Source organism: Massilia sp. BSC265, assembly GCF_000740675.1.
GTDB lineage: Bacteria > Pseudomonadota > Gammaproteobacteria > Burkholderiales > Burkholderiaceae_D > Telluria.
Window position 1 is genome coordinate 118,956 of the sequence record NZ_JPXI01000034.1, and the last position, 24,884, is coordinate 143,839.

Consider the following 24,884-nt stretch of genomic DNA (forward strand, 5'->3'; position numbering starts at 1 on the left):
TAATCTTGAGAATTTGATTGGTGGTGCAATGCGAGCAGACGGGCATACGGGCGTGAAATCGTGTATGATCCGCCCCTTGCCTTGCGCACGGCTTGCGCCGCCGCAGATGGGCCGGGAGATCGGCGAAGCGCTCGTGTCATATTCAGGTTGGTGATATCCATTATGGGATATTTCAATTATCACCAATTCTTGCAATGCGGCATAATATCGCCTTCCTTCTGTTCTTCCTGAACATGAGATGCAAGCCCGTTTCATCCGACGGGCTTTTTTTCGTTCCGACATGCACACCGTGATTTTAAACACCGTTCACTTCTCCTCAGCCCGCCGCCACTCTGCCAGGAGTGCAGGCTGCCGCGGGGAAGGTGTGCTTGAAGTCCGCGTGTCCGCCCTCAGCTAGGGCCACTTCCGCTTCCAAACCCACATCGGACCCGTCCGCGGGTCCCGCTGACATTGACTCGCAGGCAGCCGCATGCCTCGACTGGAGAGAGTTTCACTATGAAAAACACCGCCAAGACACTGACACTGACCGCCAAGAAAGCGCCCGCCAAGGCTACGGCACAGCTGGCAGTGCCGAAAACCGCGACCTCCTACTTCCTCGAGACGGAAGCGGCGGCCAAGGTGACGGTGGTGAAGACCCGCTCGCGCCTGGCTGCTGCCAAGGCTGCGCTGGAAGCGCAACAGGCGCCAGGCGAGGTGGAAGGCGCGGCGAACGAAGCCGCACTGGACACGCCGGTTGCCGCCGAGCCGGTGGTGGCCGAGCCGGTCGAGGCGCCGGCAGCCGCCGCACCCGTGGAGCCGGCACCCTTCGACGACTACACTGCCGCCGTGCCGAATACGGCGGCGACCGTGGTCGTGCGTAAGCGTGGTTCGAAGCTGGCCGCCCTGAAGGGTGCAGCGCATGCGCTGCACGCAGAAGCGCCGCCGGCCGAGGCCGAGGCCGTGCCTGCCGCACCGGCAGTTTCCGTCGTTCCGGCTGCAGAGGAAGCACCGGCCGCGCCGAAGGTCGTGCGCACCCGTACCCGCCGCACCGACGCCAACGCACTGCCGGCACCGGCGCCGGCCACCGCCGTGGGCGCCGTCAGCGCCACCACCGACGCCGCCGCGCTGGCCGCGATCGACACCTCGGGCTACCTGCTGCCGCAGGTGAAGGTCCCGGGCCGCCGCGGCCGCAAGCCGAGCGAGTTCGTGCCGGAAAACGACGAAGTCGCGGCGCTGAACGCCGTCGAGCGCGCCGAAATGAAGGTCGCCTCCAAGCTGCGCGAGCGCAAGGCCAAGGGTCTGGCGGGCATGCTGGGCGGCGACAGCGGCTTCTCGGAAGCGGAACTCGAAAAGCGCCGCCAGCAGATCAAGAACCTGATCAACATGGGCAAGGAACGCGGCTACCTGACCCACGCCCAGATCAACGACCAGCTGCCGGAAAACATCGTCGATCCGGAAGCGATCGAGGGCATCATCGCGACCTTCAACGACATGGGCATCGCGATCTACGAGCGCGCCCCGGAAGCCGAAATGATGCTGCTGTCGGATAACGTGCCGACCGCGACCAGCGACGACGAAGTGGAAGCGGCCGCCGCCACCGCGCTGTCGACCGTCGACTCGGACTTCGGCCGCACCACCGACCCGGTCCGCATGTACATGCGCGAAATGGGCGCGGTGTCGCTGCTGACCCGCGAAGGCGAGATCGAGATCGCCAAGCGCATCGAAGAAGGCCTGAAGGACATGGTGCAGGCAATCTCGGCCTGCCCGACCACGATTTCGGAAATCATCGCGCTGTCGCACAAGATCGCTTCGGATGAAATGAAGATCGACGACGTGGTCGATGGTTTCGTCGACCTGAACGAAACTTCCGCGCCGGCGCCGAGCGCCGCCTCCGCATCGAGCGACGACGAGGAAGAAGAAGAGGTCGAAGTCGAGGAAGAGGAAGAAGAAGGCTCCGCCGGCGGCGGCGCGGCCGGTTACTCGGCCGAGCAGCTGGCGCAGCTGCGCAAGAGCGCGCTGGAGAAATTCGCCCTGATCGAACAGCAGTTCGACCGCATGGGCCACGCCTTCAAGACGGTCGGCTACGGATCGGAAGAGTACGAAGCGGCGCAGGCCATCATCTCGAACGAGCTGCTGGGCATCCGCTTCACCGCCAAGATCGTGGAAAAACTGTGCGACACCCTGCGCGGCCAGATGGACGAAGTGCGTTCGATCGAGCGCGCCGTGCTGGACATCTGCGTGAACCGCTGCGGCATGCCGCGCGCCCACTTCATCAAGGTCTTCCCGGGCAACGAGACCGACCTGCAATGGGGCGACCGCGAAGTCGACTGCGCCTACCCGTACAGTGCTGTATTAAGCCGTAACCTGCCGGCCATCAAGGAACTGCAGCAGCGCATGATCGACCTGCAGGCGCGCGTGGCGCTGCCGCTGGCCGACCTGCGCCGCATCAACAAGCAGATGGCGGCGGGCGAGAAGCGTGCACGCCAGGCCAAGCGCGAAATGACGGTGGCCAATTTGCGGCTGGTGATCTCCATCGCTAAAAAATACATCAACCGCGGCCTGCAGTTCCTCGACCTGATCCAGGAAGGCAACATCGGCCTGCTGAAGGCGGTGGACAAGTTCGAGTACCGTCGTGGCTACAAGTTCTCGACCTACGCGACCTGGTGGATCCGCCAAGCCATCACGCGCTCGATCGCGGACATGGCCCGTACCATCCGCGTGCCGGTGCACATGATCGAGACCATCAACAAGATGAACCGCATCTCGCGCCAGATCATGCAGGAAACCGGCAGCGAGCCGGACCTGCCGACCCTGGCGGCCAAGATGGAAATGCCAGAGAACAAGGTTCGCGAGATCATGAAGATCGCCAAGGAGCCGATTTCGATGGAAACCCCGATGGGCGAGGACGGCGACTCGCAGCTGGGCGACTTCATCGAGGACAACACTACCCTGGCACCACTGGACGCCGCGCTGCACGCCTCGATGCGCAACGTGATCAAGGAAGTGCTGGACTCGCTGACCCCGCGCGAAGCCAAGGTGCTGCGCATGCGCTACGGCGTCGAGATGTCGAACGACCACACGCTGGAAGAAGTGGGCAAGCAGTTCGACGTGACCCGCGAGCGTATCCGCCAGATCGAAGCCAAGGCGATGAGCAAGCTGCGCCAGCCGTCGCGTTCGGACAAGCTGAAGACCTTCCTGCACAACCAGTAATTTTTACCGTCTCGTCAAAGTGCCTTCCCGCCCAGCGCCGGAAGGCATTTTTTTTGTCTACTGCAGCCAGATAGCAACGCTTGCTTGTCTTTATAGCAATTATTGATTCGTCTATATTTTGACCCTGATGGCAGAAGGGTTATCATTCTGAGCGGAAACGATTGTTGTTATGCAGACCGCTGCTCTAACCCTACTGGACTTTTCATGAAGTACATCGCCATCTTCGCCACGCTTGCCTTGTTTGCCGTCACCGCTGTCCACGCCCAGGACCCGATCTCCACTGACCGGCCCGATTTCGTCGAATCGAGCAACGTGGTCGGCAAGGGCCGGGTGCAGCTGGAAACCAGTGTGCTGCTCGAGCGTGAACGCAGCGGACCGGTGCGCGAGCGCCTGGTGGCGACCCCGACCTTGCTGCGTTACGGGATCGGCGAGAGCTTCGAGCTGCGCGCCGAAACCGACGGCCGCACCAACCATCGCCACGCCGAGGGTCGCGTGCGCGCAACCGAAACGGGGTATGCCGATGCTTCGCTCGGCCTGAAATGGCACGCGATGGACGCGGCCGGCACTCTGCCGTCCGTCGGCGTGCTGCTGCACGCCGACCTCGACAGCGGTTCGCGCGCCTTCCGCGGCAAGGGCGCTCGTCCTTCGCTGCGCGTGGTCGGCGAGTGGGAACTGCCCGGCGACTATTCGCTCGGGGTGATGCCGGGCGTCGGTGTCGAGCGGGACGAGAGCGGACGCTACCGCTACGGCATTCTCGGCGTGGTGGTCGGCAAATCGATCAACGAGCGCCTGCGCGGCTTCGTCGAGGTCGCCCTGCCGCAGATCGCGAGGAGCAGCCACGGCGGCACCCAGGCCAGCCTCGACCTCGGCGGCGCCTACCTGCTGTCCGATACCGTGCAGCTCGACGCCATGCTGTCGCGCGGTCTGAACAGCCGGACGCCGGATACGGCCTTTACCATCGGCTTCTCCTTCAAACTCTGACCGGATCCACGATGAAACTGAGCATCAAGCACCAGCTGTATCTCTCCTACTTGGTTACGCTGCTGTTCTGCGGCGTGGTGGGCGCGATCGGTTACTTGTCGGTTGGCGCCCTTGACCGTTCGATGGACGCGATCAGCGTCAACGGCTCCGCGCTGCGCCACCAGATGCAGGCAGACATGATGCACGACGCCCTGCGCGGCGACGTGCTGGCCGCGCTGATGGCCGCCACGCCGGAAGAACATGCCGACGCGCGCCGCAGCGCCGACGAGCATGCTGCCGTCTTCAAGCAGACGATGGCGAAGCTGGACGTCGAGGAAACCAACGCCGCCGTGAAGGCAGCGATTGCGAGAGTGCGACCAGACGCGGAGGCCTACCTGGCCAGCGCCGCCCGCATCGTGGCGCTTGCCGGCAGCGACGGGGCGGCCGCGCGCGCGGCCTTCGGCAGCTTCATGGACAGCTTCCGCAAGCTCGAAGGCGGCATGGAAGCCGTGAGCGAACTGATCGAAAAGGATTCGGATGCCGCACGCGCTGCCGGCGATTCCGTGGCAGAGGACTCGAGCCTGAAAATCGTGCTGGTCGCACTGGCGTCGATGGTGGCCACGGTTGCGATGGGCAGCTTCCTGATCCGTGCCATCGTGCATCCGCTCGAAGAAGCAATCGTGTTTGCCGACCGCATCGCCGACGGCGAACTGGGCCATACAATGGCTGCGGTCGCGGACGGCGACCGCACGGAGACGGGGCGCCTGCGCCGCGCGCTCGAGTCGATGCGCGCCAACCTGCATGGCATCGTCAGCGCGGTGCGCGACGGCACCGACTCGATCGGCATCGCTTCGCAGGAGATCGCGGCCGGCAACCAGGACCTGTCGCGCCGCACCGAGAACCAGGCCAGCTCGCTGGAAGAAACCGCGTCGTCGATGGAAGAACTGACGACGACCGTGCGCCAGAATGCCGACAACGCGCGCCAGGCCAGCCAGCTGGCGGCCTCCGCGAGCGAGGTGGCGGCGCGTGGCGGCGCCGTGATGGGCCAGGTAGTGCAGACCATGGGCGCGATCGACGACGCGTCGCGCAAGATCGGCGACATCAGCAGCGTTATCGAGGGCATTGCATTCCAGACCAATATCCTGGCCCTGAACGCCGCGGTGGAAGCGGCGCGCGCCGGCGAGCAGGGCAGGGGCTTCGCAGTCGTCGCGAGCGAGGTGCGGGCACTGGCCCAGCGCTCGAATACGGCGGCCAAGGAGATCAAGGTGCTGATCGACAGCACCGCCACTACCGTGGGCGAGGGCAGCCGCCTGGTCGGCCAGGCCGGCAGCACGATGGACGAGGTGGTGGCAAGCGTGCAGCGCGTCAGCGACATCATGGCCGAGATCAGCGCCGCCAGCCGCGAACAGGAAGCCGGTATCGGCCAGGTCAACCAGGCCGTCGGCGACATCGACGCTGCTACGCAACAGAATGCGGCGCTGGTGGAGCAGGCCGCCGCAGCGGCCGAATCGCTGGAAGCCCAGGCGGCAAAGCTCAGCAGCCTGGTGGACATGTTCAAGCTGGGTGGCGACCGTGCCGCCGTGCCGCGTGCACAGCCATCGGCGGCGCTGGCGCTGGCATTCCAGTAGACAGCAAGCGCTCCGGTGCCGAACCGGAACACCCAGGCCCGGCCTCCGCCGGGCCTCCTTTCGCAACATCCCCCTCTTCCTGACGTAACTTTCTTGCCACTTATGCACGAAAGTTATGCGGCCTGTTCCGAAATTCATTGGTTGTCAAAATTGCTCGGGCGTACGCTGTTTCGCGGATGGCAACACATCGGCGCGTGGAGAGGCGCCGGGAACCGCCGCCAGCGCTCCTCTGGTGCGTTCACCTCAACCCGCAAAAAAGACAACATGAAAAAACTTTTGCTTGCAGCGGCAGCCGCGATGCTGGTCGCTTCGTATTCCCACGCCGATGCGCAAACGGTCCCGCCCAAACGCGAAATGCGCGGCGTCTGGATCAGCACCCACATCAGCCTCGACTGGCCGAACCGCAACCATACCCCCGCGCAGCAGCAGGAGGCCCTGCGGGCGATCCTGGACCACAACAAGGCGACCGGCATGAATGCCGCCTTCCTGCAGGTGCGCAGCCAGTCGGACGCCCTGTACCCGAGCGAGCTCGAACCCTGGTCCTACTACCTGACCAACCAGCAGGGGCGTGCGCCGAGCCCGGCCTGGGACCCGCTGCAGTTCGCGATCGAGGAGACGCGCAAGCGCGGCATGGAATTCCATGCGTGGATCAACCCCTACCGCGCGGTGGCCACCGCCTCCAACCAGAACAACACCGCCATGTATGCGCCCGACCACGTGTCGCTCGCCCATCCGGAATGGATGCTCACGGTCGGCACCGTCAAGATCCTCAACCCGGGCCTGCCAGAGGTGCGCGACCACGTCGTGAAGGTCATCATGGACATCGTCAACCGCTACGATGTCGACGGCATCCACTTCGACGACTACTTCTACCCGAACGGCACCACCGGCGACGACGCCGCCTACCACGCCGATCCGCGCGGCTTCCCGGATGACGCCGCAGGCCGCGCCGCCTGGCGCCGGGACAACATCGACATCCTGATCGCACGCGTGAACGACAGTATCCGCGCCGTGAAACCCTGGGTGAAGTTCGGCATCTCGCCGTCCGGCATCTACCGCAGCCACCCCACCGATCCGGCGCTGGGCTCGCCGACCAGCGCCGGCGCGCTGCAGCACTACACCCACATGTTCGCCGACACCCGCAAGTGGATCCAGCAGGGCTGGGTCGACTACCTGGCGCCGCAGGTCTACTGGTACATCGGCCAGACGGGTTCGGACTACAAGCTCCTGGTGCCGTGGTGGAACGACAACGCCTACGAGCGCCACATGTACATCGGCCTGGCCGACTACAAGGTGAACACCGCCGGCTGGACCGACCCGAACCAGATCAACAACCAGATCGCAATGAACCGCGCCGCAGCGAACATCTCGGGCCAGGTCCACTTCCGCCACCAGTTCCTGCAGAACGACCCGCTGGGCTACCGCACCGCGCTGAAGAACAGCACCTACGCCCGTCCGGCGCTGCTGCCGACCATGGCCTGGAAAGGGACCGGTGCGCCGGCCGCACCGGCAGGCCTCAACGCCAGCGCAGGCGACAACAACGCCGTGAGCCTCGTCTGGGCGCCGGCGGCGGACAGCGCGGACGAATTCGCGAAGACCCGCAAGTACGCCATCTACCGCTCGCCGGACCGCGAGATGGACCTGGAAAACCCGGCCAACCTGCTGGGCGTGACCGACACCGCCACCAACGCTTTCGCCGACACGGGCGTGGCCCCTGGCCAGTATTACTACTACACGGTGACGGCGCTGAACCGCCTGAGCGCGGAAAGCGCACGCGCCAACACGGTCAGCAACGATTTCGAGGCGCCCGTCGTGCGCACACGCGAGGTGTCGGTGACGCTGGCAAATGGCACGGCCTCGATCGCCGCGAGCGATCTCGACGGCGGCAGCAGCGACAACTGGGGTGTGGAGTCGCTCAGCGCCTCGCGCACCAGCTTCTCGTGCTCGGACATCGGCGCGCAGAAGGTGATGCTCAGCGCCGTCGACAAGGGCGGCAACAGCGCCAGCGCGGAAGGCACCGTACGGGTGCTGGGCCACGTGCCGCAGCCGTCGATCAGCGTGGTGCCTGGCGCAGGGGATGCGACCGGGCTGCCGGCGAGCACCATCGCGCTCGGCTATGGCCCGCAGAGCGTGCAGCTTGCCGCGTCCGACGCGGCAGGCTCGTCGACCTTCACCTGGAGCCCGGCGGGAGGGTTGTCGTCGACCAGCGGCGCGGTGACCAGCTTTGCACCGACTGGGGCGGGCAGCTTCAGCTTCACGGTGCAAGCAAGCAGCCCGGAGAGCTGCTTCGCGCAGGCCACGGCGACGGTCAACGTGATCGACGCGCGCTGCGGCGAGGACAAGGTGATGGTGTGTAACAGGACGGGCAGCGAGGGCAATCCGGGGGCGCAGGTGTGCGTGTCGCCGAATGCGGTGCCGGCCTTGCTGAAGAAGGGGAGTGCACTGGGGGTGTGTGCGGGGTGATGTTCGTAGGGTGGGCGGATTCTCCGCCCACGCGGTGATCGTTAGCAGCAAGATCATCCGGCGCGAACGCGGAGTCGCCATCTATCACCGCGTGGGCGGGGAAGACCCGCCCACCCTACAGAAGCGGCTCAGCCGGTGTTGCGCAGGCCCGCCGCCACCCCATTGATGGACAGGTGAATCCCCCGGTGCACCCGCGGATCGGCATTGTCCCCCAGCTTGCGCCGGCGGTGGATCAGCTCCACCTGCAGGTGGTTCAGCGGGTCCAGGTAGGCGAAGCGGTTCTGGATCGAACGCGCCAGCAGCGGATTGCCGGCCAGGCGCTCGCCCACGCCCGTCACCGCCTCGAGGCAGCGCAGCGTCTCGCCGTGTTCCGCGGTGATGCGGCGGAAGATGCGCTCGCGCAGCTCAACGTCCGCCACCAGCCCGGCGTAGCGCGAGGCGATCGCCAGGTCGGTCTTGGCCAGCACCATGTCCATGTTCGACAGCAGGGTCGCGAAGAAGGGCCAGGCGCCGTGCATCTCGCGCAGCAGGGCAAGACGTTCCTCGCGGTCGCCATCCGCCAGCCAGCCGCTAACGGCGGTGCCGAAGCCGTACCAGCCCGGCAGCAGCAGGCGGCACTGGCCCCATGAGAAGCCCCAGGGGATCGCGCGCAGGTCTTCGATGCGGCGCGTCGACTTGCGCGAGGCAGGGCGCGAACCGAGGTTCAGTTCCGCGATCTCGGCGATCGGCGTGGCGCTGAAGAAGTAGTCGGTGAAGCCCGGGGTTTCGTACACCAGGTTGCGGTAGGCGCGGTAGGCGCGCCCGGACAGCTCGGCCATCACGGCTTCGTAGCGCGCCAGACGCGCGTTGTTGACCTCGTCGGCCGGGTGCGGCACCAGGCTTGCTTCCAGCGTCGCCGCCACCAGCAGCTCCAGGTTGCGCCGGCCGATCTCGGGATTGGAGAACTTCGAGGCGATGATCTCGCCCTGTTCGGTCAGGCGGATCTGGCCGTTGACCGTGCCCGGCGGCTGGGCGCGGATCGCGTCGTAGCTCGGGCCGCCGCCACGGCCCACGGTGCCGCCGCGGCCGTGGAACAGGCGCAGCTTGACGCCCTTGGCGGCGAACACGTCGACCAGCTTCAGCTCTGCCTGGTACAGCTCCCAGTTCGAGGTGAGGAAGCCGCCGTCCTTGTTCGAGTCGGAGTAGCCGAGCATGACCTCCTGCAGGCGGCCCTGCTTCTCGATGATGCCCGCCACCTGGGGAATCGACATCCACTCGTCCATGATGCTGCTGGCGCGTTGCAGGTCGGGGATGGTCTCGAACAGCGGGATCACCATGACGTCGCTGGTCCCCGACGACACGCGCATCAGCCCGGTCTCCTTCTGCAGCAGCAGGACTTCCAGCAGGTCCGACACGGTCTCGGTGTGCGAGATGATGTAGTTGCGGATCGCGCGGCTGCCGTAGCGCTGGCGGATGTCGCGCGCGGCGCGCAGGATCGCCAGTTCGGAATTGGTTTCGTCCGAATAGTTCTCGTAGGGCGAGTAGAGCGGACGCGGCTGCGCCAGCTCGCGCAGCAGCAGTTCGACCTTCCGTTCTTCGCTCAGGCCAGCATAGTCGGCTTCGGCTCCCGCGCGCGTAAATAGCTCGGCGAGCACGCGCTCGTGCACGTCCGAGCTCTGGCGCATGTCGAGCGAGGCCAGGTGGAAGCCGAAGATGCGCGCGGCGCGCTTGAGGCCGGCCAGGCGCGGCTCGACCAGCACGGCGCCGTGGTTGGCGCGCAGCGAATCGGCCAGCACTTCCAAATCGGCCGCGAACAGGCCGGCGTCGAGGTAGGGCGGGGCTTCGCCGACTTCCTTGCGCAGGATGTGGTCGACGCCCAGTTCGCGCGCGGTGGCGGCCAGGCGGGCGTAGATGCCGATCAGGGCGCGGCGGTAGGGCTCGTCGCTGCGGTGCGGGGAATTGTCGACCGAGGCGTCGGCCAGGGCCTGCATCTCCGGCGTCACCGGGACGATCAGGGTGGAGGCCGACAGCTCGGCGCCGAGGGCGTGCACTTCCTCGAGGTAGAAGTCGAGGATGGTGGTCGACTGACGCACCAGCGCATGGCGCATGGTGTCGGCGTTGACGTTCGGGTTGCCGTCGCGGTCGCCGCCGATCCAGCTGCCCATCTGCAGGTACTGCGCTTCGCCCAGCTTCGCTTCTCCACCATAGTAGGTGGCGATCTCGTCCTCGATGTCGTCGTACAGGCCCGGCACCTCGCGCAGGAAGGTAATGCGGTAATAGGACAGGGCGTTGTCGATCTCGTCCGCCACGGTCAGCTTAGAGTAGCGCAACATGCGGGTTTGCCACAGGGTGGCGATGCGTGCCTGCAGCAGCTGGGTGTTGCGCTTCAGTTCTCCGGGCGTCAGGCCGCGGTCGCGTTCGGCCAGCAGGCGCGCGATGTCGTGCTCGGCGTCGAGGATGCTCTTGCGTTGCACCTCGGTCGGGTGCGCGGTGAGGACCGGCGAGATCAGCGCGTCCTTGAAGAAGTCCTCGACGACCTCCTGCGGCACACCGGCATCAACCAGCTTGCCGAGCGCATGGCCGACGCTGCCCTGGCGCGGTTCGGCGCCGCGCATCAGGTGGGCGCGGCGGCGGCGGATGTGGTGCTGGTCCTCGGCGATGTTGGCCAGGTGCGAGAAATACGAGAAGGCGCGCACCACCGAAATGGTCTGGTCGCGCGTGAGCCGGTGCAGCAGGGTGGTGAGTTCTTCCCCGGCGACCGGGTCGGCGTCGCGGCGGAAACGCACTGCCGTCTGGCGGATGGTCTCGACCACCTCGAACACGGCGTCGCCTTCCTGTTCGCGCAGCACGTCGCCGAGCAGGCGGCCGAGCAGGCGGATGTCTTCTTTCAGCGGCGCATCCTTGTCGCCGGCGGCTTGGATTGCAGGGTTGTCTAGTGCAGCTGGGTTTTCCATATCGACCACAAATGAATTGTTAGCGCCATGGCGGTTGGCCATCGTCTGCAGGAGGCCCCATGCTAAAATTTGTGATCTTAAGCAAGGGCCGGAAACGTCATCGTCCTGATGGGCCCGACGACAGTGAAAGAATCCGTGTTGAATGTAACTGAATCGGCGCAAGGAGCGCCCGCGAAACTCATGCCTCTAAAGCTGATTATCGCATCCCGCGAGAGCCGCCTGGCCATGTGGCAGGCGGAACATGTGCGTGCGCGTCTCGCCGCATTATATCCGCAGTGCAGCGTCGAAATTCTCGGAATGACAACACGGGGCGACCAAATCCTCGACCGTGCGCTCTCCAAGGTAGGCGGCAAGGGCCTGTTCGTCAAGGAACTGGAAGTGGCGATGGCCGAAGGCCGCGCCGACCTGGCGGTCCATTCGCTGAAGGACGTGCCGATGGAACTGCCGGAAGGCTTCGAGCTGGCCGCCGTGCTCGAGCGCGAAGACCCGCGCGACGCTTTCGTGTCGAACGACTACGCCAGCCTGGCCGAGCTGCCGCCGGGCGCGATCGTCGGCACCAGCAGCCTGCGCCGCCAGGCCCTGATCGCCGCGCGCTACCCGCATCTGGTCATCAAGCCGCTGCGCGGCAACCTCGACACTCGCCTGGGCAAGCTGGACCGCGGCGAGTATGCCGCCATCATCCTGGCGGCGGCCGGCCTCAAGCGCCTCGGCCTGCCGCAGCGCATCCGCGCCTTGCTGGAACCCGAGGACAGCCTGCCGGCGGCCGGGCAGGGCGCGATGGCGATCGAGATCGTCAGCGGCCCCCGCAGCGACGGCGTCGATCTGCGCGCGCTGCTGCAGCCGCTGAACCACGATGCCACCTATCGCGCCGTGACAGCGGAGCGCAAGGTGTCGAAAATCTTCGGCGGCAGCTGCCAGATCCCGCTGGCGGCGTTTGCAACGGTCACCGGCACCACCCTGCGCCTGCGCGCGATGGTCGCCACCCCGGACGGCCAGCGCACCGCGCAGGCCGAAGTCGCGGGCTCCTGGGAGCATCCGGAGTTCCTCGGCGAACAGGTCGCGATCCTGCTGGAAGACCAGGATGCGCATGCGATCCTGGAAGTGTGCAAGCAGTCGGCCGACGCGGCCGACGCGGCCGCGGCCGCGGCTGTCGAGGCTGCGCCGGCGTCGAGCCAGGGCAGCTGAAGCATGCAGAAGGATGCAGGGTCGGCATGACTGAGAGCATGACTGAGCGGGCAGTCGTCATCACCCGGCCGCGCGCCCAGGCGGAGCCGCTGGCGCAGGCCGTGCGTGCGCGCGGGCGCCGGGCCGTCGTGCTGCCGCTGCTCGAGATCGCGCCGCTCGACGATACCTCGTTGCTGCGCGCAGCATTGGCCGAGCTGCCGTCCTATGCATTGGTGGCGTTCGTTTCGCCGAACGCGATCGATGCCGCCTTCCAGCACCTGGACGGCTGGCCGGCCAGCGTGCCGATCGGCGTCGTGGGGGAGGGTAGCCGCGCGGCGCTCGCCCGCCACGGCATCACGGGTGACAACGCCACCATCCATTGCCCGCCGGACGCGGCCAGCAGCGACTCGGAACACCTGCTCGCCAGCCTCGACCTGTCGGCCTTCGCCGGGCGCCGCGTGCTGATCGTGCGCGGTGAAAGCGGGCGCGAGCTGATGGCCGACACCCTGCGCGCCGCCGGGGCGCAGGTCGACACCGTCGCCGCCTATCGCCGCAGCGTGCCGCCGTTGACCGAGGCGCTGGCGGTCGAGCTGGGCGCCTTGCTGGCGCAGCCAAACGACTGGATAATCACGAGTTCGGAAGCGCTGCGCGGCCTCGCCGGGTTGGTGCGGCAGCTCGATCCCGACACCGGCATCGACCGGCTGAGGGTGCAGCACCTGATCGTTCCCCATGCACGGATAGCGGAGACGGCGCGCTCGCTCCGATGCGATCGGATCACCCTGACCGGTTCCGGCGACGCACGCTTGGTTGCTGCACTGTTTGCCGCGATACAATCTCAAGAATGAACGAACAACAAAATAATCCAGAACAGATCCCATCGGGCAGCGTCACGGTCCAGAAAGCGCCGGCGCGTCCATCGACGGGGCAGGGGCTGATCCAGGCGCTGCAGCGTCCCTTGCCGGCGGCGGTGGCCATCCTCGCCCTGCTGCTGGCGGTGCAAACCTGGAGCTCGCACAGCCGCATCAACACCCTGCGCCGCGACATGGCGCAGAGCCTGCAGAAGGGCAATGCCGTCAATGCCGAGACCGCGGCGCTGGCGCGCGAGGTGTCGGACATGACCAAGGAGCTGCAGATCAAGGTGGGCGTGCTGGAGAGCCGCCAATCCGAAGCCCAGACCCAGCAGCTGGCGCTGGAACAGCTCTACCAGGACCTGTCGAAGAACCGCGACGAATGGGCGCTGAGCGAGGTCGAGCAGGTGCTGAGCACGGCCAGCCAGCAGCTCCAGCTGGCGGGCAACGTGCAGGGCGCCCTGATCGCGCTGCAGAACGCCGACCGTTCGCTGGGCCGTTCGGACAAGCCGCAGTTCCTGAACATCCGCCGCGCCATCGGCGCCGACATCGAGCGCCTGAAGGCGATGCCGGCGGTCGACCTGGCCGGGGTCGCGCTGCGCCTGGACAACGTCATCGCCCAGGTGGACACGCTGCCGATGCTGTCCGACGAAAAGCCGCTGCTGCCCGCGGCCCCTAGCCGCAGCACCCGCAAGCCGGCTGGCAGCGCCGCCGCCGAGCCCGCGCCCGAAAAGCTGAGCCTGGGCCAGCGCATGGTCCAGACCTGGCGCAACTGGAGCCAGGAGATGTGGGACGACGTGCGCCAGCTGGTGCGCGTGCGCAGCGTGGACACGCCGGAAGCGCTGATGCTGTCGCCGACCGAATCCTTCTTCGTGCGCGAGAACCTCAAGCTGCGCCTGCTGAACGCGCGCCTGGCCCTGCTGTCGCGCAACGAGGCGGCCTTCCGCGATGACCTGGCTAGTAGCCAGACCATCCTGCTCAAGTATTTCGATACGCGCGCCCGCGCCACCCAGTCGACCCTGGCCGCGCTGCGCCAGGTGCAGGCGAACAACCTGAGCATCGAGATGCCGACCTTGTCCGAGAGCCTGAACGCGGTGCGCAACTACAAGGCGAAGCAATAAGATGCGGCTCCTCCTTTGGTTAGTCGCCCTGATGGCCGCGGCCATCGGCATCGCCGTGACGGCACGCTTCAACCCGGGCAACGTGGTGCTGTTCTACCCGCCGCACCGGCTCGACATGTCGCTCAACCTGTTCGTCGTGCTGCTGGTGCTGCTGTTCGCGGTCGTGTACGGCTTGGTACGGGCACTGAAATCGACCCTCAAGATGCCCGAGCGCGTGGCTGCCTACCGCCAGCGCAAGCGCGAGCGCGAAGGCAACAAGGGCCTGCGCGACGCGCTCAAGGCCCTGTTCGAAGGCCGCTTCGGCCATGCCGAGAAAGCCGCCATGCGCGCCGCCGAGCTGCCGGAGAACGCCGGCCTGGCGGCCCTGATCGGCGCCCGGGCCGCGCACCGCATGCGCGAGCCGGCCCGCCGTGACGCCTGGCTGGCCGGCATCGTGCACGACAGTTCATTGAAGATCGCGCGCCTGATGACGGTGACCGAGCTGCTGGTCGACGACCACCAGCCGGAAGCCGCGCTCGAGGCGGTGGCCGAACTGAACGCCAGCGGCCAGCGCCACATCCACGCGCTGCAGTGGTCGATGAAGGCCCACCAGCAGGCGCGCAACTGGCCGGAAGTGCTGCGCCTGGTGCGCATCCTCGACAAGCGCAAGGCCCTGCATCCGGCGCTGTCGACGCGCCTGCGCGAGATGGCCTACGAAGCCCTGCTGGGCGAACAAGGCCACGATGCCGAATCGATCCGCCGTGTCTGGTCCGGTGTGCCGGCATCCGACCGCCAGGTGCCCTATATCGCGGCGCGCGCCGCCGGCGCCTTCAACGCCCGCGGCCTGCACGACGAGGCGCGTGCCATCGCCGAGGAAGCGCTCAAGGCGAACTGGGACGAGCGCGTGGTGCGCGCCTACCGCGAGGCGGCCGGGCCTGCCGGCTCCCAGACCCTGCTGGCCCAGATCGAACGTTGCGAAGCCTGGCTCAAGGACCGTCCGACGGACCCCGAGCTGGCGCTGACCCTGGGTTCGCTTTGCCTCAAGCAGAAGCTGTGGGGCAAGGCACAGCGCTACCTGGAGGGGGCGCTGTCGGAAGCCACCGAGACGCCCATGGTGCGCGAGGCGCACCTGAAGCTGGCCCAGATGCACGAGGCGCTGGGGCAGGAGCAGGAGGCGGCGAACCATTACCGGCAGTGCGCGCTGGCCAGTATCCTGTGAAGTATTCCATTGGAGCACTTCACTGCCATGCACGACGCGCCATCCGCTGCTGCTTTCGCTATAATGACGCACTTTATTGAAACTTCAGCAACCAAGGAATTCCATGAGCCTGAATAACGTCCCAGCCGGCAAAGACGTGCCGAACGACTTCAACGTCATCATCGAAATCCCGATGAACGCCGACCCGGTCAAGTACGAGGTCGACAAGGACAGCGGCGCGATCTTCGTCGACCGCTTCATGGGTACCGCCATGCACTATCCGTGCAACTACGGCTATGTGCCGCAGACCATCGCCGATGACGGCGATCCGTGCGACGTGCTCGTGATCACCCCGTTCCCGCTGCCGCCGGGCGTGGTGGTGCGTTGCCGCGCGCTGGGCGTGCTGAAGATGACCGACGACGGCGGCGGCGACGCCAAGGTCATCGCGGTGCCGGTCGAAAAGGTCCTGCCGATGTACAAGAAGATCCAGAAGCTGGAAGACCTGGAAGAGCTGCGCCTGCAGCAGATCCAGCACTTCTTCGAGCACTACAAGGACCTCGAGCCTGGCAAGTGGGTCAAGATCGAAGGCTGGGCCGATGCAGAAGCCGCCAAGGCCGAGATCACCAACGGCGTCGAAGCGTTCAAGCGCAAGGGCCAGGAATAAGCAGAGGCGCGTCGCGCCGCGCACATGACAGAAAGCCGGCGTCCTTCAAGGGGACGCCGGCTTTTTCTTTGGCGGCAGAGGGCGTGGCGTCCGCCTGCCAATCAAGCGCTTACCAGCAGCACATTACCAGCCAATATCACGCAGCAGCGGGAAGGTCAGGTCGTACGGCGGCTTGACCGCGTGCCGCAGGTCGGTGTTGATCGACGGCTCCATCAGCTGGTTCGGCTTGGCTTCGGTGGTGTAGTGCGACACCGAGGAGCCCGGCTGATTGATGCTGGGGGTGTACATCAGGATGCGCCGTTGCCGGTCGGTGCCCGCCAGCCGGGTGCGGTCGAGGCCGAAGGTGGCGACCACGCCCGACATCGTCCGCGAGCGCTGCTGCAGCGCGGCCTTGATGGCGACGCCGTCGGACAGCGTGATCCGCAGCGAGGGAATCCTGATGCTCGGATCGGAGCCGCTCAGGCCGACGACGTCTCCCGGCACATTGTCCACTACCAGCATGCCGATGGCGCCGGCCGCCTGCACGTTGCGGGCCTTGGTGACGAAATCGCAGCTGCCACGGTCCACCAGGGCGATGTTGTTGCGTACCGCAAGTGCATTGTTGGCGTTGAGCGGCGTGCAGGCAAGCCCGGTACCGTTCGGCTGGTCGACCACCGGCATCAGCTGGCCGCTCACCGGCCTTGCACCCACCGGCGGCCCGAAGGAAGCATCGCCGACGAAGTAATCGCCCCGGGCGGCGCCGGCGTTCGCGCCACCGATGTTCAGGTTGGTGCGCGGGTCCAGCACGCGCGGCACCGCGGCGGTCACGTTCGGGCCGTTCCAGGACAGGCCGCGCCAGGTGATGGCGGAGATGCGGCGCTGCTCGTCGGTCATGGCGACCCAGGGCATGTTGTTGCGGTTGTTCACCAGGAAGTAATCCCAGATCGACGGGATGCCGAAGAACTGCTCGCCGGTTTCGTCGTCGGTGAAGGTCTGGAAGCCGAGCCCGTGCGCCATTTCGTGCAGCAGCACCGTGACCAGGTCGATCTGTCCATTGGCGCGCCTGTCGAGGCCCAGGTAGAAGGGCGAGCCCGGCAGGCAATCGGGGAACAGGCCAAGGCGCGAGTTGAAGCGCGCGATGATGTGCGGGTCGGTCGGCGCCGTCAGGTCTTCGCCCGCCAGCTTGCTGGCCAGCGCCGCCGGGTACCAGGTGTTGGCGCGCGGGGCGTTCGGAAAATCGGTCCAGATCTCGTAGGCGCCTGCCGAACCGAGCACCGCGCCGGTGGCCGTGCAGGACAGGGGTACGAATGCTGCACCGATGCGGATCGTCACATTGCTGTCGAGCGTGGCGCCCCAGATGTCGGCGGCGCGCTGGAAGGCGATCAGGCGCTGCTGGCCCAGCGTGGTGCCGCTGTTGCCGCCGACCGGTGCGGCCGGGGTCGGGTCGTTGAAGCCTTCGCCGGGCGCGTTCTGGTTGACGATGACGATGGTGGCGGCCGCTTGCGCGGCGCCGGCACCGGCGAAGGTGGCGGCCAGGACGGTGGCAACCGAGCATGCCAGCGAGGCGGCGGTGCTGCGCAGGAAGGTGGTGAGCTTGGCAGCTTTCATTGGTGATGCTCCTCTGGCTTGGTGGTGCCGTGCTTGTGCGCGCCTTTGAGCGCGTGCTCGGCAGCATGTGCGCCGTGCACGCATTGCTCGTCGAGCTTGCCGTCGGCGCCGCGGGTCACGACCGAATACACCATGTGGCGCTCGCCGAGCTGAACCGAACGACGTCCGCCGGGACCGGTGACCAGCTTCGGCGCGGGGGCGGCCGCGCCCGCAGCCGATGCGTTCGTACGCGGGTGGAGGGCGCGCGCTTCGTCAGGGGTGGGCGCGCGCAGTTCGCCGGTGTCGGCATCGCGCACGACGACCATTCCCTGCCGGCTTTCGACCTGCTTCGGTTCGACCTGCCTGGGTTCGGCCTGCTGGGCGAACGCGGGGAGGGCCAGCGCGGCAAGCGGCAGGCAGCACATCAATTTATGAATCAACATGGCATTCTCCTGGAACGGTAAGGGGCGCCTCAATGGGAAGAAGGCACCGGCGCCCGCTTGCGCGAGCGCCGGGCATGCGCCCCGACCGCGCCGAGTCCGGCCAGCAGCATCAGGTAGGTCGACGGTTCCGGCACGGCGGTGACCACCTTGACGGTATCGAGCCCGATGTAGGAGAGCGTGTCGGCGTCGCCGAGGTAGCGGAAAGCGAAGCGTCCTTCACCTTGGACATCGAGGCTCGTCGTCCATTGCGCCCACTGCGTGGGAAAACTGTTCTCGCCGCCGATGGTCAGCAGCAGCGTGTCGAATCCGTCGGCACTGGTATTGCTGCCGTAGCCGAAGCGCACCTCGAGCCGGTCGAAGAAGCCGGGCTCAGGTGCACGGTTGGCGAAGAAGGAGAGGGTGGTCAGGCCGTTCAGCGAAAGGGTGGGGGTGATCAGCCAGTTGTCCACCATGCCCATCCCGCCAGCGGCGCTGAGATAATTGACGCCGGCATAGGAACTGGCTGCGCCCGACTGTGCCGTGAAGACGCCCGTGTTGCCTTGGAACCAGCCGGAGCCGGCAGGCATGCTGCGGTTGATCTGCGCCCAATCGGACAGTCCGGCCACGCTGCCGAAGCCTTCGTCGAGGATGACGACACCGGCGGCATGGCTCGACAGTGGCGCCCACGTGGCCGCCGCGACGAGCGCCGCGCCGGCAAGTGAGGTAAGTCGCTTCATGATTCCCCTTTCACACTGAGCCAGAAAAAAATGGTGGTCCACTCGCGCTGGCTGACGGCGAGGCCATGGTTGTCTTTATGGTATGAGCAGGCTTGCAAGGAGCATTGATGTTCATTCAATGCGGGCCGAACGAGGATCGGCCCCGCTCAACGGCAGGAGGGGAACCAATTGGCGGGAAAAGAAACGGCCTCCGCGAGGAGGCCGTGAGCAAAGCCGAGGAGGGCGGGGGAACTACCTGGTTTGCCGCGCCAGGAAGCTGCGCAGCCTCAGCTTCCCGACAATCCCGATCGGGAAAAAATAGATCGACAGGATGAACAGCACGCCCAGCCACAGCATCCAGCGGTCCGGATGCAGCGCCGCTGCCAGCAGCGGCACGCCTGCCAGCGCCTCCGAGCCCGCGCCCATCAGTCCCTGCAGGTAGTTCTGGGCGATGATGAACAGCGCCGCGCCGACCACCGCGCCGTACATCGTGCCCATGCCGCCGATAACGACGATCAGGAGGATGTCGGTCATCACCTTGAAGCCGAGCGAGGTATCCGGGCCCACGTAGCGCAGCCACAGGGCCATCAGGGCGCCGGCCAGCGCCGCCACCAGGGCCGCCAGGCAGTTGGCCCAGATGCGGTAGGTCATGGTGCGGTAGCCGAGCGCCTCGGCGCGGAACTCGTTCTCGCGGATCGCCTGCAGCACCCGGCCGAAAGGAGAATTCACCAGTCGCAGCAGGAACAGGAACAGCAGCAGGCAGCCGAAGAACACCAGGTAATAGGTGATCAGCTTGCCGTCGATGGCGCGCCCGAAGACCTCGTTCTCCACCAGCGTGAAGCCCGGCGTCAGCACTTCGGGCACGCTGAAGGTGATGCCGTCCTCGCCGCCGGTGAAGTCCGACAGCTGCGAGGCCAGCACCGCAAACGAAGAAGCCACGGCCAGCGTGATCATGGCGTAGAAGATGGCGCGTACCCGCAGGGCGAACAGGCCGACCACCAGGGCCAGGGCCAGCGCCAGCAGCAGGGCGATGCCGAGGCCGCCGAGGGCGGCGCTCCAGGTGGGCTCGTCCACGCGCGCCAGCCCGAGCCCGATGCCGTAGGCGCCGATGCCGTAGAACATGGTGTGGGCGAAGGAGACGATGCCCGTGTAGCCCAGCAGCAGGTCGTAGGACGCCACCAGCACGATGTAGACGCAGATCGTGGCGGCGGTGTTGAGCGGGCGCGCGCCCGAGCTCAGGAAGGGCGCGAAGGCCAATCCCAGCAGGATGATCAGCAGCACTGCGGAGAGCAGGCGGCTGCGCGGCATGTCGGCGGAAAGAAGTCGGTGCAGCATCTGGTTCAACCCCGCATTTTCGAGTACAGGCCGGCCGGGCGCCACAGCAGGATCGCGATCATCAGGATGATGTTCGAGACCAGCGCGACCTTCGGCGCCAGGAAGCCGGCATAGTTGGTGACCAGCGCCATGAGCAAGGCGCCGATGAAGCATCCGCCTACGGAACCGAGGCCGCCGATGATGATGACGATGAAGATCAGGACCATCATCTCGCCGCCCATCGCGGCGGTGAGCGTTTCCTTGTACAGGCCCCACAGCACGCCGCCCATGCCGGCCAGCGCCGAACCGGCCGCGAACACGGTGACGAACAGGCGCTTGATGCGGTAGCCGAGCGCTTCGACCATCTCGCCGTTCTCGACGCCGGCGCGGATGAGCAAACCGATCTTGGTGCGGTTCAGGGTCAGGAACATGCCGATGAAGACCAGCAGGCCGATCACCACCGCCACCAGGCGATACTTCTCGATGGCCGCGTCGCCCAGGAAGATGGCGCCGCGCAGCGCGGTCGGCAGCGGCAGGGCAATGGTTTCGGCGCCCCAGATCACGTGGATCAGCTGTTCGGCCACGATCATGCCGCCCATGGTGATCAGGATCTGCTTCAGGTGCTGGCCGTAGACCGGCATGATGATCACGCGCTCGAACGCCCAGCCCAGCAGGGCGGTGACGATCATGGCGACGGTGATGGCAAGCGCCAGCACGCCGAGGTTGACCAGCAGCGAGTCCATCTCGAGCCAGCCCTGCATCGGCAGCAGCACCAGGGTGGCCGAGAAGGCGCCGACCGACACGAAGGCGCCATGGCCGAAGTTCAGCACGCTCATCAGGCCGAAGACCAGGGTCAGGCCGCTCGCCATGATGAAGATCATCATGCCCATCGCCAGGCCGGCGACGGTCAGGGTGACCCAGGTGGGAAAGCTGCCGACCAGGGGCAGCATGGCCAGCATCAGCGCCGGCACCAGCAGCAGCGGCGCGATGTCGCGCGGCGCCTTCGGCAAGGGCGTGTTGTTCTGCAGGGGCGTGTCCTTGCCGGAAATGGGTAGGGTTGCGCTCATGGTTATTCCTATTGATGAGAGTCGAGCGAGAGGCCGAGCAGGCGCTGCTGCAGTTCCTCGTCACCGGCAAGCTGGGCCATCGAGCCGGCGTGCACGACGCGGCCGTCGTCCATCACGCTGACCGTGTCGCCGAGCGAGCGCACGAAGTTGAAGTTCTGCTCGACCAGCAGGATGCTGGTGCTGGTGTCCTTCAGCTCGCGGAAAGCGGCCATCAGGCTCTGGATGATGGCCGGCGCCAGGCCCTTGGTCGGCTCGTCGACCAGCAGCAGCTTGCGCGGCTCGACGATCGCGCGGGCGATCGCCACCATCTGCTTCTGGCCGCCCGAGAGATTCCCGGCCGGGTAGTTCCAGAACTTCTTCAGCGCCGGGAAGAAACCGCAGATCCAGTCGACGCGAGCCTGGTCCAGAGGACCATTCCGGGCGGCGAGATACAGGTTCTCGCGCACGGTCAGGTCCGAGAACACGGCCATGCTTTCCGGGACGTAGGCGATCCCCAGCCGGGCGATGTCGGGCGTGGCCATCTTCGTGATGTCGCGGCCGTCGAAGCTGATGCTGCCGGCGCTGGCCTTCCACAAGCCCATGATGGTGCGCAGGGTGGTGGTCTTGCCGGCGCCGTTGCGGCCGAGCAGGACCGACAGGCCGCCGCGCGGCACCGTCAGGTCCACGCCCTGCAGGATGTGGTACTGGCCGATGTGGGTGTGCACACCCTTCAGGGTGAGCAGCGGCTCTGCTGTCTTAGGCATGGGCTGCGCTGTTTGCAGATTCGGGTGTTCCAAGATAGGCTTCCTGTACGATCTTCGATTGCATGACTTCAGCCGGCTTGCCGTCGGCCACCAGGGTCCCGTTGTGCAGCACGATGATGCGGTCGGCCAGGGCGCGTACCACGTCCATCTTGTGCTCGACCAGCAGCACGGTCTTGTTGCGTTCGGATTTCACGGCATGGATCAGGTCGAGCACCACCGGCACTTCGTCCACGCTCATGCCGGCGGTCGGTTCGTCGAACATCATGATGTCCGGTTCCAGCGCCAGCAGGATGGCCACTTCCAGCTTGCGCTGGTCGCCGTGCGAGAGCGTGCGCACCCAGGCGTCGCGGCGCTTGACCAGGCCCACGCGCTCCAGGTAGTGCTCGGCGCGCGCGATCAGTTCCTTGTGGCTGGACCAGATCGACAGGAAGTTCAGGCCGAGGCCGGCGCGGCTCTGCACCGCCAGGCGCACGTTCTCCGCCACCGTCAGGTTCGGGAACAGGTTGGTCAGCTGGAAGGCGCGGCCGACCCCGAGGCGGGTGCGCTTTGCGGCGCCGGCGCGGGTGATGTCCTGGCCCTTCACGAACACGCTGCCCGAGGTGGCGGGCAACTGGCCCGACACCAGGTTGAAGTAGGTGGTCTTGCCGGCGCCGTTGGGGCCGACGATGACGGTCAGGGTGCCGGGATGGAAGTCCGCCGTCACCGCATTCACCGCGACATGGCCGCCGAAGCGGATGGTCAGGTCGCGGGTCGAGAGGGAGGGCTGGGATGCCTGGGAGCTCATGTCAGCGCTTGTTCCGCACCGGCACCGGCAGTTCGGATGCCGGGATCTCGCGCACCAGTTCCAGCAGGTCCCATTCGTGCTTCTGGTCCTTCTTGATGCGGAAGTGGTACATCGGCTGGATGGCCTGGTGGTCTTCCTTGCGGAAGGTCATCCGGCCTTTCGGCGTGTCGAACGACAGGCCTTCCATCGCTGCCACCATCTCGTCGCCGTTCTTCGCGTTGGGCGCCTTCGAGAGGGCGGCCACCACCGCGCCGGCCGCGGCCATGCCGCCCGCCGTGAACATGTCAGGCGGCATCTTGAAGCGCTTGGTGTGTTCCGCCACCAGCCAGTCGTTCATCTTGTTCTTCGGGAAGCCGTAGTAGTAATTGATGGTGCCTTCGGTGCCGGCGAAATTCTTCCAGGTCTTCATCACCGGCAGGATGTTGCCGCCCGGCGCCAGGGCGATGCCGAAGCGCTCCGGCTTCATGTCGGCGATCTTGTTCAGCGGGTTCGGGCCTGCCCAGACGATCTGCAGCACGCGCGGCTGCGGCTTGTCCTTCAGCTTGTCGAACAGGCGCTGGGCCGGCGCGGTGAAGTCGGTGGCGGTGGCCGGTGCATATTCCTCGTGCACGACAACGGCCTTGCTGCCGGTGGTCTTGAGCGCTTCCTTGCCCGCCTCGATGGCGTCGCGCCCGAAGGCGTAGTCCTGCGCCAGGAAGCCGACGCTGCCGCTCTTGAAGGTGCTGGCGGCGGCCAGGGCGTCCTGCATCGAGCTGCGCGCGGTGCGGAAGACATACTTGTTCCACTTTTCCTGGGTGATCGCGTCGGCCACGGCCGGTTCGACGATCAGCACCTTCTTGTATTCCTTGGCGACCGGCAGCATGGCGATGGCCGAGCCGGACGAGGTGGTGCCGACCGCGATGTCGACCTTGTCGTCGCCGTAGGCTTCGGCCAGCAGGGTGCGTCCGAGGTCCGGCTTGGACTGGTCGTCCTTGACGATGACCTTGATTTTCCGGCCGTTGATCTGCATGGTGCCGCCGGTGAGGTACTCCAGGCCCATCATGAAGCCGGTCTCGGTCTCCTTGGCGTAGGCTTCGAGCGGGCCGGTCTTGCCGGCGATGAGGGCGATCTTCAGGTCCTTGCCCTGCGCGTACACGGTGGGGGCGGCGCCGGCGGCGAAGGCCGCCACGATGGCCACGGCCAGGGGTTTGATCAGGTGGTTCATGTCAGTCTCCTTGTGATTCTTACGGTAGCTTGGCCAGGAAGGCGCGGATCGCCTCCAGCGCCTCCGGCTCGGTGAGCATGGGCGCATGGCCGACGTTCGGCACTTCCGCATAGTGCAGTTCCGGGGCGGCCTTGCGCATCCAGTCGGCCTGTTCCCGTTCGACCAGGTCGGACAGCGCGCCGCGCACCAGGAGGGTGGGGCGGCGCCGCGCCAGCCGGCGGAAGGCCATGCGCGCGGCCAGCGAGGTCGGGCGCAGTTTACCCGTCTGTATCGCATTCGCGATATTCGGATCGTAACGCAGCGCCAGCTGGCCGTCATCCTTCTGTTCGAAGGCGCGGCGCGCCCACTTGCCCCACTCCTCGTCGGAGTTGGCGGGGAAGGCGCAGGCGTTGATGGCGCGCAGGTAGGCGGCGGCTTCCTCCCAGGAACCGACCGCATTGCAGCGGCCCGCGTAGGCGGCGATGCGCTGCAGGCCGCGCACCGACATGACGGGACCGATGTCGTTGATGATGGCGGCGGCGATCAGGTCGAGCCGGCGCGCCGCCAGGGTCATGGTGATCAGGCCGCCCATCGAGGTGCCGACGAAGATGGCGCGCGACAGGCCCAGGTTCTCCATCAGCTTGACGATGTCGCCCGCGTAGACGGCAGGGGTATAGTTGTCCGGATTCGGGTCGTGCGCCGAATGACCGCGGCCGCGCACGTCGACCGCGATCACGCGCCGGCCCATGGCTGCCAGCTCGGGCGCGAGTTCGTCGAAGTCGGCCGAATTGCGCGTCAGTCCGTGGATGCAGATGACCGGCAAGCGCGCGCTCATACCGGCGTCGCCGCTTGTGGCCGGATAGTCGCGCGCGTACAGCGCCAGCCCGTCGCTGCTGGTGTAGCTGAGTGGAGTGAAAGTGGACACGCTGGCTGATATCCTGT

At 66.5% G+C, this 24,884-nt stretch carries 19 protein-coding genes; 9 read left to right on the forward strand and 10 right to left on the reverse strand.

The annotated features are described in order from the left end of the window. Positions 1–495 precede the first annotated feature (495 nt). The 4 genes from rpoD to MA09_RS15720 all read left to right on the forward strand — a co-directional run bounded on the left by rpoD (position 496) and on the right by MA09_RS15720 (position 8,240). Positions 496–3,189, forward strand: coding sequence for an RNA polymerase sigma factor RpoD (gene rpoD, locus MA09_RS15705; protein ID WP_036250448.1), 2,694 nt, complete (start codon positions 496–498; stop codon positions 3,187–3,189). A 204-nt stretch (positions 3,190–3,393) separates the two neighbouring features. Next, positions 3,394–4,170: a transporter gene (locus MA09_RS15710; RefSeq protein ID WP_036250450.1), complete on the forward strand. Its 777-nt coding sequence runs from the start codon at positions 3,394–3,396 to the stop codon at positions 4,168–4,170. A gap of 11 nt (positions 4,171–4,181) precedes the next feature. Next, positions 4,182–5,777: a methyl-accepting chemotaxis protein gene (locus MA09_RS25540; protein ID WP_036250452.1), complete on the forward strand. Its 1,596-nt coding sequence runs from the start codon at positions 4,182–4,184 to the stop codon at positions 5,775–5,777. 264 nt (positions 5,778–6,041) lie between these two features. Next, positions 6,042–8,240, forward strand: coding sequence for a family 10 glycosylhydrolase (locus tag MA09_RS15720; RefSeq protein ID WP_161783230.1), 2,199 nt, complete (start codon positions 6,042–6,044; stop codon positions 8,238–8,240). Positions 8,241–8,368: 128 nt separating this feature from the next. On the opposite strand, the gene ppc is transcribed toward MA09_RS15720, so the two are convergent. Next, positions 8,369–11,173 (reverse strand): phosphoenolpyruvate carboxylase, encoded by a 2,805-nt coding sequence (gene ppc / locus MA09_RS15725; RefSeq protein WP_036250454.1) that lies wholly within the window; start codon positions 11,171–11,173, stop codon positions 8,369–8,371. Between the two features lie 180 nt (positions 11,174–11,353). Between ppc and hemC the strand changes: the two genes are divergently transcribed. From hemC to ppa, 5 genes are all read left to right on the forward strand, one after another. Next, positions 11,354–12,358: a hydroxymethylbilane synthase gene (hemC, locus tag MA09_RS15730; protein WP_081897627.1), complete on the forward strand. Its 1,005-nt coding sequence runs from the start codon at positions 11,354–11,356 to the stop codon at positions 12,356–12,358. A gap of 38 nt (positions 12,359–12,396) precedes the next feature. Next, positions 12,397–13,182 carry a uroporphyrinogen-III synthase gene (locus MA09_RS15735; protein WP_036250457.1) on the forward strand — a complete coding sequence of 262 codons (786 nt, stop codon included), beginning with the start codon at positions 12,397–12,399 and terminating at the stop codon, positions 13,180–13,182. Then, positions 13,179–14,306, forward strand: a complete 1,128-nt coding sequence (locus MA09_RS15740) for a uroporphyrinogen-III C-methyltransferase (RefSeq protein ID WP_036250459.1) — start codon at positions 13,179–13,181, stop codon at positions 14,304–14,306. Before MA09_RS15735 ends, MA09_RS15740 begins: the two co-directional genes overlap by 4 nt. Position 14,307: 1 nt before the next feature. Next, positions 14,308–15,504 carry a heme biosynthesis protein HemY gene (locus MA09_RS15745; RefSeq protein ID WP_081897628.1) on the forward strand — a complete coding sequence of 399 codons (1,197 nt, stop codon included), beginning with the start codon at positions 14,308–14,310 and terminating at the stop codon, positions 15,502–15,504. Between the two features lie 103 nt (positions 15,505–15,607). Beyond that, the gene (ppa, locus tag MA09_RS15750; RefSeq protein WP_036250464.1) at positions 15,608–16,147 is read left to right on the forward strand and encodes an inorganic diphosphatase; all 540 of its coding nucleotides are present in this window, start codon (positions 15,608–15,610) and stop codon (positions 16,145–16,147) included. A 123-nt stretch (positions 16,148–16,270) separates the two neighbouring features. Here the strand turns inward: ppa and MA09_RS15755 are convergent, their stop codons facing one another. The 9 genes from MA09_RS15755 to MA09_RS15795 form a co-directional block, all read right to left on the reverse strand. Next, positions 16,271–17,734: a PA domain-containing protein gene (locus MA09_RS15755; RefSeq protein ID WP_051933507.1), complete on the reverse strand. Its 1,464-nt coding sequence runs from the start codon at positions 17,732–17,734 to the stop codon at positions 16,271–16,273. Beyond that, entirely contained in the window at positions 17,731–18,156 is a 426-nt protein-coding gene (locus MA09_RS15760; RefSeq protein ID WP_152594677.1) for a post-PEP-CTERM-1 domain-containing protein, read from the reverse strand. Before MA09_RS15760 ends, MA09_RS15755 begins: the two co-directional genes overlap by 4 nt. Positions 18,157–18,185: 29 nt before the next feature. Then, on the reverse strand, positions 18,186–18,872 hold the full coding sequence (locus MA09_RS15765; RefSeq protein ID WP_036250469.1) for a choice-of-anchor J family PEP-CTERM protein: 687 nt from the start codon (positions 18,870–18,872) through the stop codon (positions 18,186–18,188). A gap of 231 nt (positions 18,873–19,103) precedes the next feature. Further along, entirely contained in the window at positions 19,104–20,186 is a 1,083-nt protein-coding gene (locus MA09_RS15770; protein ID WP_036250575.1) for a branched-chain amino acid ABC transporter permease, read from the reverse strand. 5 nt (positions 20,187–20,191) lie between these two features. Then, positions 20,192–21,232, reverse strand: a complete 1,041-nt coding sequence (locus MA09_RS15775) for a branched-chain amino acid ABC transporter permease (RefSeq protein WP_081897629.1) — start codon at positions 21,230–21,232, stop codon at positions 20,192–20,194. An 8-nt stretch (positions 21,233–21,240) separates the two neighbouring features. Further along, positions 21,241–21,975 (reverse strand): ABC transporter ATP-binding protein, encoded by a 735-nt coding sequence (locus MA09_RS15780; RefSeq protein ID WP_036250472.1) that lies wholly within the window; start codon positions 21,973–21,975, stop codon positions 21,241–21,243. Next, entirely contained in the window at positions 21,968–22,759 is a 792-nt protein-coding gene (locus tag MA09_RS15785; RefSeq protein ID WP_036250474.1) for an ABC transporter ATP-binding protein, read from the reverse strand. Before MA09_RS15785 ends, MA09_RS15780 begins: the two co-directional genes overlap by 8 nt. Position 22,760: 1 nt before the next feature. After that, the gene (locus MA09_RS15790; RefSeq protein ID WP_036250476.1) at positions 22,761–23,963 is read right to left on the reverse strand and encodes a substrate-binding domain-containing protein; all 1,203 of its coding nucleotides are present in this window, start codon (positions 23,961–23,963) and stop codon (positions 22,761–22,763) included. Positions 23,964–23,982: 19 nt separating this feature from the next. Continuing rightward, positions 23,983–24,867 carry an alpha/beta fold hydrolase gene (locus MA09_RS15795; RefSeq protein ID WP_036250477.1) on the reverse strand — a complete coding sequence of 295 codons (885 nt, stop codon included), beginning with the start codon at positions 24,865–24,867 and terminating at the stop codon, positions 23,983–23,985. Between the last annotated feature and the right edge of the window lie 17 nt (positions 24,868–24,884).

Excerpts from the sequence above, each read along its gene's own strand:
- rpoD (WP_036250448.1), top strand. The coding sequence starts at position 496 with ATGAAAAACACCGCCAAGACACTGACACTGACCGCCAAGAAAGCGCCC.
- MA09_RS15710 (WP_036250450.1), top strand. The coding sequence starts at position 3,394 with ATGAAGTACATCGCCATCTTCGCCACGCTTGCCTTGTTTGCCGTCACC.
- MA09_RS25540 (WP_036250452.1), top strand. The coding sequence starts at position 4,182 with ATGAAACTGAGCATCAAGCACCAGCTGTATCTCTCCTACTTGGTTACG.
- MA09_RS15720 (WP_161783230.1), top strand. The coding sequence starts at position 6,042 with ATGAAAAAACTTTTGCTTGCAGCGGCAGCCGCGATGCTGGTCGCTTCG.
- ppc (WP_036250454.1), bottom strand. The coding sequence starts at position 11,173 with ATGGAAAACCCAGCTGCACTAGACAACCCTGCAATCCAAGCCGCCGGC.
- hemC (WP_081897627.1), top strand. The coding sequence starts at position 11,354 with ATGCCTCTAAAGCTGATTATCGCATCCCGCGAGAGCCGCCTGGCCATG.
- MA09_RS15735 (WP_036250457.1), top strand. The coding sequence starts at position 12,397 with ATGACTGAGCGGGCAGTCGTCATCACCCGGCCGCGCGCCCAGGCGGAG.
- MA09_RS15740 (WP_036250459.1), top strand. The coding sequence starts at position 13,179 with ATGAACGAACAACAAAATAATCCAGAACAGATCCCATCGGGCAGCGTC.
- MA09_RS15745 (WP_081897628.1), top strand. The coding sequence starts at position 14,308 with ATGCGGCTCCTCCTTTGGTTAGTCGCCCTGATGGCCGCGGCCATCGGC.
- ppa (WP_036250464.1), top strand. The coding sequence starts at position 15,608 with ATGAGCCTGAATAACGTCCCAGCCGGCAAAGACGTGCCGAACGACTTC.
- MA09_RS15755 (WP_051933507.1), bottom strand. The coding sequence starts at position 17,734 with ATGAAAGCTGCCAAGCTCACCACCTTCCTGCGCAGCACCGCCGCCTCG.
- MA09_RS15760 (WP_152594677.1), bottom strand. The coding sequence starts at position 18,156 with ATGTTGATTCATAAATTGATGTGCTGCCTGCCGCTTGCCGCGCTGGCC.
- MA09_RS15765 (WP_036250469.1), bottom strand. The coding sequence starts at position 18,872 with ATGAAGCGACTTACCTCACTTGCCGGCGCGGCGCTCGTCGCGGCGGCC.
- MA09_RS15770 (WP_036250575.1), bottom strand. The coding sequence starts at position 20,186 with ATGCTGCACCGACTTCTTTCCGCCGACATGCCGCGCAGCCGCCTGCTC.
- MA09_RS15775 (WP_081897629.1), bottom strand. The coding sequence starts at position 21,232 with ATGAGCGCAACCCTACCCATTTCCGGCAAGGACACGCCCCTGCAGAAC.
- MA09_RS15780 (WP_036250472.1), bottom strand. The coding sequence starts at position 21,975 with ATGCCTAAGACAGCAGAGCCGCTGCTCACCCTGAAGGGTGTGCACACC.
- MA09_RS15785 (WP_036250474.1), bottom strand. The coding sequence starts at position 22,759 with ATGAGCTCCCAGGCATCCCAGCCCTCCCTCTCGACCCGCGACCTGACC.
- MA09_RS15790 (WP_036250476.1), bottom strand. The coding sequence starts at position 23,963 with ATGAACCACCTGATCAAACCCCTGGCCGTGGCCATCGTGGCGGCCTTC.